At 74.3% G+C, this 12,772-nt stretch carries 12 protein-coding genes; 6 read left to right on the top strand and 6 right to left on the bottom strand.

What is annotated here, in order from left to right:
- Window positions 1–89 precede the first annotated feature (89 nt).
- Both ACGFNU_RS20810 and ACGFNU_RS20805 read right to left on the bottom strand, forming a co-directional pair.
- Window positions 90–1,379 (bottom strand): RNA polymerase sigma factor, encoded by a 1,290-nt coding sequence (locus ACGFNU_RS20810; RefSeq protein ID WP_392595823.1) that lies wholly within the window; start codon window positions 1,377–1,379, stop codon window positions 90–92.
- Window positions 1,376–1,690 (bottom strand): YciI family protein, encoded by a 315-nt coding sequence (locus ACGFNU_RS20805; protein WP_392596498.1) that lies wholly within the window; start codon window positions 1,688–1,690, stop codon window positions 1,376–1,378. The genes ACGFNU_RS20810 and ACGFNU_RS20805 overlap by 4 nt, the downstream gene beginning before the upstream one ends.
- 108 nt (window positions 1,691–1,798) lie before the next feature.
- Here ACGFNU_RS20805 and ACGFNU_RS20800 point away from each other — a divergent pair, with 108 nt between their 5' ends.
- Entirely contained in the window at window positions 1,799–2,119 is a 321-nt protein-coding gene (locus ACGFNU_RS20800; RefSeq protein WP_392595821.1) for an ArsR/SmtB family transcription factor, read from the top strand.
- Window positions 2,116–2,592 carry an SRPBCC domain-containing protein gene (locus tag ACGFNU_RS20795; protein WP_392595819.1) on the top strand — a complete coding sequence of 159 codons (477 nt, stop codon included), beginning with the start codon at window positions 2,116–2,118 and terminating at the stop codon, window positions 2,590–2,592. Before ACGFNU_RS20800 ends, ACGFNU_RS20795 begins: the two co-directional genes overlap by 4 nt.
- 79 nt (window positions 2,593–2,671) lie before the next feature.
- On the opposite strand, the gene ACGFNU_RS20790 is transcribed toward ACGFNU_RS20795, so the two are convergent.
- Entirely contained in the window at window positions 2,672–3,442 is a 771-nt protein-coding gene (locus ACGFNU_RS20790) for a glycosyltransferase family 2 protein (protein WP_392595817.1), read from the bottom strand.
- Between the two features lie 121 nt (window positions 3,443–3,563).
- Window positions 3,564–4,607, bottom strand: coding sequence for an Rv2578c family radical SAM protein (locus tag ACGFNU_RS20785; RefSeq protein WP_392595816.1), 1,044 nt, complete (start codon window positions 4,605–4,607; stop codon window positions 3,564–3,566).
- Between the two features lie 132 nt (window positions 4,608–4,739).
- Here ACGFNU_RS20785 and ACGFNU_RS20780 point away from each other — a divergent pair, with 132 nt between their 5' ends.
- The 3 genes from ACGFNU_RS20780 (at window position 4,740) to ACGFNU_RS20770 (ending at window position 7,576) form a co-directional block, all read left to right on the top strand.
- Window positions 4,740–6,335: a glycoside hydrolase family 10 protein gene (locus tag ACGFNU_RS20780; protein ID WP_392595815.1), complete on the top strand. Its 1,596-nt coding sequence runs from the start codon at window positions 4,740–4,742 to the stop codon at window positions 6,333–6,335.
- A 57-nt stretch (window positions 6,336–6,392) separates the two neighbouring features.
- Window positions 6,393–6,596: a DUF3040 domain-containing protein gene (locus ACGFNU_RS20775; RefSeq protein WP_392595813.1), complete on the top strand. Its 204-nt coding sequence runs from the start codon at window positions 6,393–6,395 to the stop codon at window positions 6,594–6,596.
- A gap of 518 nt (window positions 6,597–7,114) precedes the next feature.
- A complete protein-coding gene (locus tag ACGFNU_RS20770) occupies window positions 7,115–7,576 on the top strand; it encodes an ATP-binding protein (RefSeq protein WP_392595811.1) in 462 nt (153 codons plus the stop codon).
- A 120-nt stretch (window positions 7,577–7,696) separates the two neighbouring features.
- On the opposite strand, the gene ACGFNU_RS20765 is transcribed toward ACGFNU_RS20770, so the two are convergent.
- A complete protein-coding gene (locus ACGFNU_RS20765) occupies window positions 7,697–8,791 on the bottom strand; it encodes a helix-turn-helix transcriptional regulator (protein ID WP_392595810.1) in 1,095 nt (364 codons plus the stop codon).
- Between the two features lie 49 nt (window positions 8,792–8,840).
- Window positions 8,841–11,576 (bottom strand): hypothetical protein, encoded by a 2,736-nt coding sequence (locus tag ACGFNU_RS20760; protein ID WP_392595808.1) that lies wholly within the window; start codon window positions 11,574–11,576, stop codon window positions 8,841–8,843.
- A gap of 125 nt (window positions 11,577–11,701) precedes the next feature.
- Between ACGFNU_RS20760 and ACGFNU_RS20755 the strand changes: the two genes are divergently transcribed.
- Entirely contained in the window at window positions 11,702–12,757 is a 1,056-nt protein-coding gene (locus ACGFNU_RS20755; RefSeq protein ID WP_392595806.1) for a DMT family transporter, read from the top strand.
- The last annotated feature ends 15 nt before the right edge of the window (window positions 12,758–12,772 follow it).

Raw genomic sequence — 12,772 nt, 5'->3', positions numbered from 1 at the left:
GATCAGCGCGGCCTGACACCCCACCGACGAACGAACCGCCGCCGGACGGACACCCCGGACCAGCCGGATGCTTCCGGGGCCCGCGCCGGTCAGGTCCCAGCGGTCACCTCGGCGAGGCGGCGCCGCAGATACCGGCGTTCGGCATCGGCCGTCGCCAGTTCGAGCGCGTCGCGGTAGGCGGCCGCGGCGTCGGCGCGGCGGCCCAGGCGGCGCAGGAGATCGGCGCGGACCGCCGGCAGCAGGTGGTAGCCCGCCAGCCGTCCCGCCGCGTCCAGGGCCTCCACCAGCGGCAGCGCCGCGGCGGGCCCGTCGGACATGCCGACAGCGACGGCGCGGTTCAGCTCGACCACGGGTGAGGGCGCCAGCCGCGCCAGCTCCCCGTACAGCGCGGCGATCTGCGTCCAGTCGGTGTCGGCGGCGCGCGCGGCACCGGCGTGGCAGGCGGCGATGGCGGCCTGCACCTGGTAGGGGCCGGGACGGGCGCGCCGCAGCGCCGCCTCCAGCAGCGCCGTCCCCTCGCCGATCTCCCCGGCGTCCCAGCGGGCCCGGTCCTGATCTTCCAGCAGCACCAGGTCACCGGCGGCGTCGAACCGGGCGGCGCGGCGCGCGTCGTGCAGCAACATCAGCGCCAGCAGCCCCACCGCCTCGGGCTCGTCGGGCATGAGCCGCGCGAGGACCCGCGCCAGCCGGATCGCCTCCCCGCTCAGCTCCGCCCGCACCGGGTCGGCCCCCTCCGATGCCGAGTACCCCTCGTTGAACAGCAGGTACAGCACCGCGAGCACGGCGGGCGTCCGTTCGGGCAGCAGATGGGCGGGCGGCACCCGGTACGGGATGGCGGCGTGGCGGATCTTCTGCTTGGCGCGGGTCAGCCGCTTGGACATCGTCGGCTCGCCCACCAGGAACGCCCGCGCGATCTCGGCGGTGGTCAGTCCCGCCAAGGTCCGCAGTGTCAGCGCCACCTGCGCCTCGATCGCCAGCGCCGGATGGCAGCAGGTGAACATCAGCCGCAGCCGGTCATCGGGCACCGTCTCGTCGAGCGCCGCCTCGCCGTCCGGTCCCGGCACGCCACCCGAGATCGCTTCCATCGCGGCCACCTCCCGCAGCTTGGCGGCGCCGACCGCGGCGCGGCGCAGCCGGTCGGCCGCGCGGTTGCGCGCCGCCGTGGTCAGCCACGCGCCGGGCCGGGCGGGCACCCCGTCGCGCGGCCAGGTCCGCAGGGCCTGCGCGAAGGCGTCCTGCGCGCACTCCTCGGCCAGATCCCAGTCGCCGGTGAGGCCGATGAGCGTCGCCACGACCTGGCCCCACTCGTCGCGGAACGCCCGGTCGACCGCGCCGGTCACGCCGGCCGCGGTCTCGGGCCCCTCGTGCGGGCCGTTCACTGCGGCCAGAGCGGCCGGATCTCGATCGTGCCGTAGCCCGCCGCCGGATGCGCGGCGGCGATCGCGATGGCCTCGTCGAGATCGGCGCACTCGATCAGGCAGAATCCGCCGATCTGCTCCTTGCTCTCGGCGAACGGCCCGTCGGTCAGCAGCACCTGGTCGTCGCGGACCCGCACGGTCGTCGCCTCGGCCGGCGGCCGTAGCCCGCCGCCGCCGCGGATCACGCCGCGCGCCGTCATCTCCTCGCTCCATCCGCCGCAGCCCTCGTCGGCGTGCTCGGCGGCGGTCTCGTCCCCGGCGATCAGCAGCATGTACTTCACGGTTCCTCCGTATCAGGTCTTCCACCCTCCCGACGAACGGCACCGGCCCGCAAGGACCACCCTTGATAGGTAGGGAAAAACCTACGTATTATGGCGGGCATGACCGGCACCGTGGACGACCTGTTCGGAGCCCTGGCCAGCCCGGTGCGGCGCGAGCTGCTGCGGCTGCTGCTGGCGGGCCCGAGCACCGTGAACACGCTGGCCGCCCGTTTCGACATGGCCCGGCCCAGCGTCTCCGAGCATCTGAAGGTGCTGCGCGACGCCGGGCTGGTAGCCGAGACCAGGCACGGCCGCGAACGCCACTACCGGCTGGAGGCCGGCCCGCTCATGGAACTGGCCGACTGGCTGCACCCCTACGAGCGGTTCTGGCGCCAGAAGCTGGCCGGCCTGCGCACCGTGCTCGACGAGGAGGACCTGTGAACGACCCGACCACCGTGAACGAGACCGACGGCGACCTGCGCACCATCCGGGTCGACCAGTTCATGCCCCACCCGCCCGAACGGGTGTGGCGGGCGCTGACCGACCCCGATCTGCTGGCGCGCTGGTTCATGCCGTGCGACTTCAAGCTGGAGATCGGGCACCGCTTCACCTTCACCACCGACCCGCGGCCGAACGTGAGGTTCCAGGGCGTCTGCCACTGCGAGGTCCTGGAGTTCGACGAGGGCAGGATGCTGCGCTACAGCTGGACCGACCCCGGCGAGGAGAACGGCCTGGACTCCACCGTCACCTGGCGGCTGGAACCCGAGGGCACCGGCACCCGCCTGTTCCTCGAACACGATGGCTTCGACCCCGACAACCCCTACCAGCGGCTGGGCCGCAAGATCATGGGCGGCGGCGACGGCTGGGCGGGCGTCCTGCGGCGCTTCGCCGGTTCCCTCGACGAGCCGGCCTGACGCCCCGGCACGGCGAAGGCCCCGGTCCGCCAGGGGCGGACCGGGGCCTCAGGTCGCGGAGAGGTGCCGGGGAGACGGGTCAGGCGGCCGCACCGGCCGCGGCGGGCAGCGCCACCGGCTCGGGCAGCACGGCGGTGTCGCGGACCGGGCGCATCCTGCTGCCGATCATCATCTTCAGGACGCGGTAGCCGTCGCGCCAGGTGTTGAGGTGCGACTCGCCGAACAGCCGGTTGCTCTCGAAGCTGGCGACCTCGGCGATGCGCAGTCCGGTGGTGACGGCGTTGACGCACATCTCGGTCTCGATCTCGAACCCGGTCGACTTCAGCTGCAGCCGCTCGACCGCGCTGCGGTGCATCGCGACGTAGCCGTAGCACAGGTCGGTCCAGCCGGTGCGGTAGAGCGAGTTGGCCAGCCGGGTCAGCCACTTGTTGCCGGTGCGGCGCAGGAAGGTCAGGTCCTCCGAGCCGCCGCCGCAGGCGTACCGCGAACCCTTGACGAAGTCGAAGCCGCGGCCGACCAGCGCGACGAACGCGGGGATCTCGGCCGGGTCCATGCTGCCGTCGGCGTCCAGCATCACGATCACCTCGCCGGTGGCGGCGGCGAACCCCGCCTGCAGCGCCAGGCCCTTGCCGCGCGGCGGCTGGCTGATGATCACCGCGTCGGGCCGCAGCGACGCGGCGATCTCGGCGGATCCGTCGGTGGACTCACCGTCCACGATCACGATCTCGTCGACCCCGGTCAGCCGGGGGAGGAGCCATCGGAGGTTGTCGGCCTCGTTCAGGGTCGGGATGACGGCCGTGACCGTCGGCGCGGGGCTGGCGATGCGGCTCAGGTCTGCGGTGGCGTTCATCGTTTACTCCGTGGCTCCTTGTTGGCGACACTCTGTTAGATGTGACGCCTGCCACGAGATGTTTGAAAAAATCTTGACGGCCGCCTTATATGGCCGCTCCGGCCGCTGACATGACGGCCCCTCACAGGAGCGTGAGCTGCTCCGGACCCGCCGGCCGCACGGGCCGCTCCGGCCCGCGCGCCGACCTGCGCGCCGTCCGCCCGCCGATGCCGTGAGCGGCCGCGAGCTCCTTGACCCGCGCCGAGATCCTTTCCTGGAAGTCCTTGGGGGCGTACGCGCCGTCGCCGTACAGCCGCGCGTACGGCACCACCAGCTCGGGACGGTGCTCGCGCAGCCACGACAGGTACCACTCCCTGGCCCCGGGCCGCAGATGCAGCGTGATCGCCCCGATCGAGGTGGCGCCCGCCTCCGCCGCCGCCCGCACCACCGCCTCCAGCTGCCGGGGCGAGTCGCTCAGGTAGGGCAGCACGGGCCCCATCAGCACCCCGCACCCGATCCCGGCCTCGTTCAGGGCCGCGCACACCTCCAGCCGCCTGCCCGGAGCGGGCGTGCCCGGCTCGGTCAGCCGCCACAGCTCCCGGTCGAGCGACCCGACCGACACCATCGTGCTCACCTCGGCCCGCTCGTTCGCCTCGGCCAGCAGCGGCAGGTCCCGCAGGATCAGCGACCCCTTGGTGAGGATCGAGAACGGGTTGGCCGCGTCCCGCAGCGCCGCCAGGATCCCCGGCATCAGCCGGTAACGCCCCTCCGCCCGCTGGTAGCAGTCGACATTGGTGCCCATCGCGATGTGCTCGCCCCGCCACTTCGGTGCCGCCAGCTCCCGCCGCACCACCTCGGCCGCGTTGACCTTCACCACGACCTTGGAATCGAAGTCCGCCCCCGAATCCAGCTCCAGATACTCATGCGTCTTGCGGGCGAAGCAGTAGGTGCACGCATGGGAACAACCCCGGTAAGGGTTGATCGTCCAGCGGAACATCATGCGGGACGCGGGCGGCACCTGGTTGATGACCGAGCGGGCGTGGATCTCATAGAAGGTCATCCCCCGGAACTCGGGGGTGTCGAACGTGCGCGCGACCGCCCGCCGCTCGATCAGCGGCACGGCGGCGCGGTCCTCGCCCTCGACCAGCCGCAGGTTGTCCCAGCGCACACCGCTCCCTTCGAACACTTGAACGATAGAACTGGCGTTCTAAGAACGCAAACAGGGGAGTGCCGGTCCGGTGTGCTCCGGGCGGTGCGGCAGGGGCGTGTGGGCGGTTCGGGCCAGAGCATGGCAACAGGTGCGTAACAATGGGCCGCTATGGCGAGGCATTCGGGGATCGGAGCGAGGGCGGCCGCGGCCGTCGCGGCGGCGGGCCTGCTGTCGGCGTGCATTCCGGCGAGCGGCGGTACCGACGGGCCCGAGCGGGCGCTGGTGCCCGACGGCGCCAAGGCCGAATGCTCGGTCGCGGCGCCCAAGGGCGACTCCAAGGCGCGGCAGGTGCGCGGCATGTGGATCGCCACCGTCGCCGGCATCGACTGGCCCAAGGACCCCGCGAAGCCGGTCGCCACACAGCAGGCGCAGTTCCGCAAGCTGCTCGACACCGCCAGGGCGATGAACCTCAACGCCGTGTTCGTGCAGATCCGGCCCAACTCCGACGCGTTCTACCCCTCGCCCTACGAGCCGTGGTCACAGTGGCTCACCGGCACGCCCGGCAAGAACCCCGGCTACGACGTCCTGGACTTCATGCTCAAGGAGGCGCACGCGCGCAACCTGGAGTTCCACGCCTGGTTCAACCCCTACCGGGTCAGCCGCAGCAGCGATGTGAAGAAACTCGCCCCGGGCAGCCCGGCGCGGCAGCACCCCGACTGGGTCCGCAAGTACGGGACCGGCCTGTGGTACGACCCGGGGCTGCCGCAGGTACGCGAGCTGGCGACCAAGGCCGTCCTGGACGTCGTGCGCAAGTACGACATCGACGCCGTGCACTTCGACGACTACTTCTACCCCTATCCCGAGGGCGGGCGCGACTACCCCGACCAGGCCACGTTCAAGACCTACGGCAAGGGCATGAAGAAGGCCGACTGGCGGCGCCAGAACGTCGACGTCATGGTGCAGGGCCTCTCCCAGAAGATCCACCAGGCCAAGCCGTGGGTGCGGTTCGGGATCAGCCCGTTCGGGGTGTGGCGCAACTCCACCTCCGACCCGGCGGGGTCGGCGACCAAGGCGCTGCAGAGCTACTCCGACCAGTACGCCGACACCCGCAAGTGGATCCGCAACGGCTGGATCGACTACGTCACGCCGCAGCTGTACTGGCCGATCGGCGACTCGCGCGCCGACTACGCGCGGCTGGTCGACTGGTGGGCCAGGCAGGTCGCCGGCACCAAGGTGCAGCTGACGATCGGGCAGGCCGGCTACCGCGTCGGCGAGGACTCCACCTGGAAGAAGCCCGCCGAGCTGTCGCGGCACCTCACCCTCAACCAGCGCTACCCCGGCGTGCGCGGCGACGTGTACTTCAGCGCCGCCGACCTGGCCGCCAACCGGCGCGGCTTCGCCGAGCGGCTGCGCAAGGACCACTACGCGCGGCCCGCGATCCCGCCGGCGGTGCCCGGCCGCGGCGGTAAAGCGCCCGCCCCCGCCCGGTCGGTGACGGCGGAGAGTGACGGCAAGGGCGTCCAGGTGCGCTGGCAGACCTCCAAGAACGCCACCGCGTACGCGGTGTACCGCGCCGACGGCAAGCGGCCCGGCTGCGCGGCGGTCGACACCGGAACGCTGCTGGCCAGCGTGCGCGGCGGCGGCGTCACCGACCCCTCCGCCAAGCCCGGCAAGGCCTACACCTACTACGTGACCGCGCTCGACCGGCTGCACCACGAGAGCGCACCGGGTCGTGGCGCAACGGTTACCGTCCGGGGCGGATAAAGATCTTGCTCGCGGGGGAGGAACACAGCACTTGAACGCCCCCCGGAGGTAAAAGGCATGTCGCTGTCGATGGAGGAGCGGCGGATCCTCGCCGAGATCGAGATCCAGCTCAGTGCGAACGACCCGCGGCTGGCCCATCGCCTGTCGAGACTTGGCCAGGAACGGCCGCGCCGCCGGATCCGCCTGATCGCGGCCATCGTGGTCGCCGCGATCGGCGTGGTGACGGCGATCGCCACCGCGATCATCACCGCGATCTCCTAGCCCGGCGGCCCGCGCCCGGAGACACCGCGCCACGGAGACGCCGAAGGCCCCGGCGAGAGAACCTCTCGCCGGGGCCTTCGACGTCAGGCCGGTGTGGTGGTCGCCTCACGGCGAAAGGCACAACGCGGCTCCAGCCCGGACCTTTCGATCCGGCGGTGTTCCACGAAGGCTTTATTTAGAGCCCGGGGGACACATGCCACACCGACCCCTCCACCATAACGGCTTCCGGGGAGTGCCTGTTCCACCCGGCCCCCACCTGACCGGAAAGTGAGCTTTATGTATGAAAGTGCACCCGCCTCCGACGGGAAGCGTCCTGACTGTACGGACGCAGGAGGCGATGAGCCGAGCCAGATCTGAGGCGCAAGGGCGGGCGGGGTGCGTGCACCGTGGCCGCCACCGGCACGGGGAACTCCCGGTTCGGCCAGATCTGCGGGCGGGGCCCTATCGCGCGGCGCAGGCCGGGAACATGCCTGGTGGGCGCTGACCTGCCGCAACCGGCAATGTGAGGAGTCGGGGCATTGAGTACGAAGTGGCTCGGGATCGACGACATGACGGGGTACGACGAGCGGGACGCGGTCTGGGAGCTGGCCGCCGAGGCCGCCGCCGCGTCCCGGGCACGCACGCTCACCGCTGAGACCCTGCGCGCCTGGCGCGTCACCGACCCCGCCGACGTCGACGACATCGTGCTGATGGTCGACGAGCTCATCACCAACGCGATCGTGCACGGCACCGGGCCCGTCCGGCTCCGCCTCCACCTCGACGGCCCCGCGATCGTGGGCGAGATCACAGACGACGACCCCGCCGTACCCGGCGCCCCCGCCGCCCCGCCCCTGCTCGACTGGTCCGAACAGGGCCGCGGGCTCCTGCTGGTCACCGCCCTGGCAACCGGCTACGGCTGCCGCCCCGCGGGCCGCGGCAAGACCGTCTGGTTCACCCGCCTGCTCCACACCGCCAACGGCAACGGCCGCGCCCCCACCTGACCCGGCCCCCGCCGACATGCCGAGCGGCGACCCGCGCACCGACGACCACCGCATGGCCCGCCACTGACAGGTTCCACGGGACGGCGACGGCGGGAGGCGGTCGCGTCCGGGGGCGGGTGGTCAGGCTTGGAGGGGGCAGCGGTCGACGACCCAGACGCCCTCGTCGTCGGCGTCCAGCTCGGCGGCGGGGGAGCCGTCGGTGAGGCGGTCCAGATGCCACTCGATGTGGGCCAGCGGGCCGCGCCAGCCGGCCAGCAGGTCGGCGAGCGGACGGCGCCGGGACGGCTCGGTGGGATCGGGCCACGGATCGTCCCAGTACGCGTCGTCGCAGTCGGCCGCCCACCGCGCCACGTCGTCGAGCAGGCCCTCCAGATCGCGGGCCAGCTCGCCGAGCGAGCGCAGCGCCATCGCGTCCTGGATCAGCTGCTCGCGCGTCTCGTAGGGCAGGTCGCGCTCGAACGCAGGGGCCGTGCCCGCGGTGCCCGAGCGGTCGGCGGCGGCGCGGACCGCGGCGGCCTGCCAGCGCGTCCACTCGGTGAGGTGGCCGAGCACGGCCCGCAGCGCGGCCGCGCCCTCGCGGTGGGCGCGGACCTCGGCGATGGTGTCGGCGAGGCGGCCGCGCACGTGCCGGAGGCGGTCGAGCGTCCACGCCCTCGCGCGATCGGCGCCGGCGGGGCCGCGCGGGGACCCCTCGGGCGGCGTGCGGGGGAACGGGACGCGCAGCGCCGCCAGCAGGTCGTCGAGGTCGCGCAGGCTCGCCTCACGGCCGCTGAGGTAGGCCGCGCCGATCCGGTCGACGCGGAACATGCGGGGCCCGTCGCGCATGCGGCACCAGCCGACCAGGTACTCGGCCTGCGGCGCGGTGACCAGGCCGTGCGCCTCGACGTCGCGGCACGTGCGCACGCCGGACTGGTCGGTGTAGACCAGGCGCACGACGCGGCGGCCGCGAACGGCGTCGGTGAGCGTGCCGCGCACCGGGCCCACCAGCGACTGCGCCTCGGTCAGCGGCGGGGGCGGCTCGTCGGGCGGCAGCACGTAGCCGCGGCCGCGCTCGAGCCGCACCGGCAGGCCGCCGTACATCAGCAGCTCCAGATCACGGCGCACGGTGCGCGCGCTCACGCGCAGGCGCGCCGCCAGAGAGTCGGCGGGCAGCGGCTCGGGCGCCGCGGCCCGCAGCTCGGCGGTCAGGGCCAGCAACCGGTCCGCACGGTTCACCCCACCATCGTGACCCGCGGCACCGACATTTTTCACCGACAGTCATATTTCAGTGCGGGGACAGTTCCGCGGCGACGCCGTCGAAGTCGGCCGCGGTGAGCGTCAGCGCGCTGTCGATCGCCTGCGTCGCCGGCGCCCGGCCGAGATTGCGGGTCGCGGCACGGTCGAGATAGGCCTCGATGAGACGCGCGCCGGTGAGGCGGCCCCGGCCGCGCAGCGTCGCCATGTCGCGGTGCACGACCTCCCACGCGTCCTGGCCGAGCCGCAGCCGCCGCTCCTCGGCCAGCAGCCCCAGCAGCCGCGTGCGCGGACGCGGCGCCCCCAGATCGGGCAGGCGCACGGCGCGCAGGTCGGCGACCAGCTCGGGCGCGGCCGCCGACAGCTCCCCGACACGGTCGGGCTCGCACGTGCCCAGCAGCGCGGTGTCGCTGACGCCCTCCAGGCGCGCGCGGTAGATCGCGGCGGCATAGGCGGCGCCGTGGGTGTCGTCGAGGATGAGGGCGTCCAGCCCCTCCAGCAGCAGGACGTGCCCCGAATGCTCGTCGAGCGCCCCGCGCAGCCCGTCGGGCCCGTCCTCGCGCAGCTCCTCCGAGTGCATGCCGTGGACCTCGCCGCTGGACACCTCCACCTCGGCGAGGGCGCGCGCGACCATGCGCGCCAGGCGGCGCTGCCCGCACGACACCGCCCCGATCAGCAGCAGCGCCGGCACCGAGGCGCTGGAGACCTCCTGGCCGCGCAGCCCCTTGGCCCACTTGCCGCGCCGCCGCACCTCGGTGACGACGCGTTCGATGTCGTCGGCGCCGCACAGGAACCGGATGCCGTACGCCTCGGCGACCTGCGTGCCCGGCTCGGGCGCCGCCGCGGGCGGGACGGGCGGCGGCGGCTCGGAGACCGGCGCGGGGGGCGGCGGCAGCACCGGCGGCGGCGGTTGCGCGGCCGGCTCCTCGGCGCCCGGCCACACCGGCGCGGCCGCGCGGTCCAGCTGCGTGGCCCCCGGGCCCGGGTCGAGCTGGGTCGCCTCGGCCTCGCCGGGCCACGCCGGAGCCGGTTCCCCGGCGTCGGCCTGCGGCCACGCGGGAGCGGCAGGCGGGGCGGGCGGCGGGCCCGGCGGCGACTCCTCGGGGGACGCGGGCGACGCGGCCGCAGGCGGCACAGGCGCGGGTGGCACAGGCGCGGGCGGCTCGGGGACGGGCGCGGCGGCGGGCGGCGGCACAGGCGCGGGCGCCTCCGGCGGCGGGACGGGCGCGGCAGGCGGCGGCGGAGGAGGGGGCGCCGGAACGGGAGCGGGCGCCTCGGGCTGCGGCGGCAGCGGCGCCACGGCCGCGTCGGCGGCCTGATCGCGCTCGGAGGCCAGGTGGGCGCGGGCGGCCTTGATGATGTCCCACGCGCTGAGCTCGTCGGTGGAGGGCGGCGACTGCAGGCCCGTGCCGGTGAGCTCGGCCGCCGTCGCCTGCGGCACCGCGAACCCGACCGCCGGCGGCGACACCTGCGCCAGCCGGCACCACGTCAGGCCGAGGGTGTAGGTGGTGGCCAGCAGCGCCGAGAGCGCCTCGGCGTCGGTAGAACGCAGCGCCTCGGGCAGCCTGCCCTCGCGCGGCCACAGCTCGCGCAGCGGGCTGCCCGGATCGGCCAGCACCGCCTGCAGCGTGCGGGCACTGTCGGGGTCCAGCCAGCGTTGCAGCGCGGGCAGCACGTGCGGCGCGGCCTGAAGGTCGGCGGCGAGCACCGCGATGCCCGCGCGGCGCACCTCGTCATGACCCCGGCCCGCGGCGCCCGGGCGCGGCCCGGTCAGGCCCGCCACGATCTGCTGCAGGTCGTACAGCGCCAGCCGCAGGTACTCGCCCGGCGCGGCGTCGCGCACCATCGGCGTGGCGTACTCGGCCGGGCAGCGGCGCCGCCACTCCTGCAGCACCGCCGCCGGGCCGTAGCGGGCGGTCGCCATGTCCTGCGGCACCAGGCGCAGCGACGCGGCGGTCACCGCGGCCAGCGCGTCGGCGCCGGGCCGGAACCGCGGGTCGCCCTGCAGGCCCGCCGCCACCTCGTACATCACCCGGGCGATGTGGGCGGCGCCGCCCGCGTCGCCCGCGCCGAGCCTGCTGATGTAGTAGCCGGCCAGTGTGCTGAAGTCGGGCGGCATCATCCAGTGCAGCCGCTCGGCGGGCGTGGTGAGGAACGGGACGAACGACTCGATCAGCGGGTTCTCGGTGAGCGCCACCGGCGAACCGGCGCACCACAGCAGCGCCGCCCAGGCCGCGGCGATGGTGCTGGGCGTGCCGGGCGCGAAGGTGGGGTCCTGCTGGGCGAACTGCGCCGGGTTGACCGCCAGCGCGGTGGTGATGGCCTGCTGCACCGGCGCCACGACCGGCGTCTCGGGCGGCGGGCCGAGGAACCCCAGCGACGACACCCGTCCCGCCGACAGGTCCGGGCCGGTCGGGAACAGCTGCGGCGGCACCGGCGGGGTCGCCGCGCCGCGCGGCGCGGGCACCGCCACCCGGCGGTCGCCCGGATCGGCCGGCGGCGGGCAGGGATGCCAGCTGCCGTCCAGGCCGCACCGGTACCAGCGGCCCCACGCGCCGTACAGCCACCACTCGCCGGCGCCCCACAGCATGCGCGCGATGGTCTGCTCGGCCCGCTGCTGGGGCGCGGCGGTCTGCCACCACGCCGAGGTCACCAGCTCCCGGACGTTGCCCTCCACGGCGGTGAAGAGGTCGCCCGCCGCGCCGCCCCCGGTCCCCGCGCCGCTCCCCGTTCCGCCGAGTCCCGCCCCGGCCCCCTGCCAGTTCACGCGGCGATCCTAGTCCGCCCCGCCGGACCGCGGTGATGATCGGCGATCACGGCCTCGCCCTGTAATGAGCGTTATGCGATTATGCTCATGAATTCTGGGCATCGGGCGGGAGCGGAGGAGGCGGCATGGCGGCGGACGCGGCGGCACGCGCGAAGGCGTGGGGACTGGCGCTGGCGGTGTTCTCCTCGGTGTGCTTCGGCGCCTCCGGGCCGTTCGGCAAGGCCCTGATCGGCGCCGGGCTGACCCCGCTGCAGGCGGTGTGGTTGCGCATCGCCGGCGCCGCGCTCGTCCTGGTGCCGCTGGTCCTGGTGCTGCGCGGAGCCGCCGGACTGCGCACCCTGCGGCCCCACCTGCGCCCCGTGATCGCCTACGGCATCACCGGCGTGGCGGGCTGCCAGGCGTTCTACTTCGTCGCCGCCTCCCGGCTGCCGGTGGGCATCGCGATCCTGCTGGAGTTCACCGGGCCGCTGCTGGTGCTGGCCTGGATCCGGCTCGTCCGCCGCGCGCCCGTGCACCGCACCGCCGCCCTCGGCATCACCGTGGCCATGATCGGCCTCGCCATGGTCGTGCAGGTCTGGGCCGGGCTGCGGCTGGACGCGCTCGGACTGGCGGCCGGACTGGGCGCCGCCGCCTGCCAGGCCGCCTACTTCCTGCTGGTCGAACGGCTCACCGGCGGCGTCGACCCGCTGGTCACCACCGCCGCCGGCGCCGTCATCGCCGCCGCGGCCCTCACCGCGATCGCCGCCCCGTGGGCCCTGCCGTGGGACGTGCTGACCGCGCGGGTGCCCGTCGGCGGCCACACCGCGCCCGGCTGGACGCTCGCCGCCTGGATCATCGTGGTCAGCACCGTCCTGGCCTACCTGGCCGGCGTCGCCGCGGTGCAGCGGCTGTCGGCCGAGGTCGCCGGCGCGATCTGCTACACCGAGGCCGTCGCCGCCACCCTCATCGCCTGGGCCGCGCTCGGCGAGCACCTGGCCCCCGTCCAGATGGTGGGCGGCGCGGTCGTGCTGACCGGCGCCTTCCTCGCCCAGCGCGCCGTCGGCCCCCGCGAATTCGCCACCGCTCCCACCCTCTCCACCACCCCGGACGCGCCCGCCGCCAGCCCTCTGGACGGACACGGCGCACACGATGGACGGGGCGTGGCCGCCGAGGAGCCCGACGCCCGCGCCGTCACCCGCTGACGCCGACCACCTTGA

It is taken from the genome of Spirillospora sp. NPDC048911 (assembly GCF_043198015.1).
In the GTDB taxonomy this organism is placed as follows: domain Bacteria; phylum Actinomycetota; class Actinomycetes; order Streptosporangiales; family Streptosporangiaceae; genus Spirillospora.
This window is presented reverse-complemented; position numbering and strand designations above follow the sequence as displayed.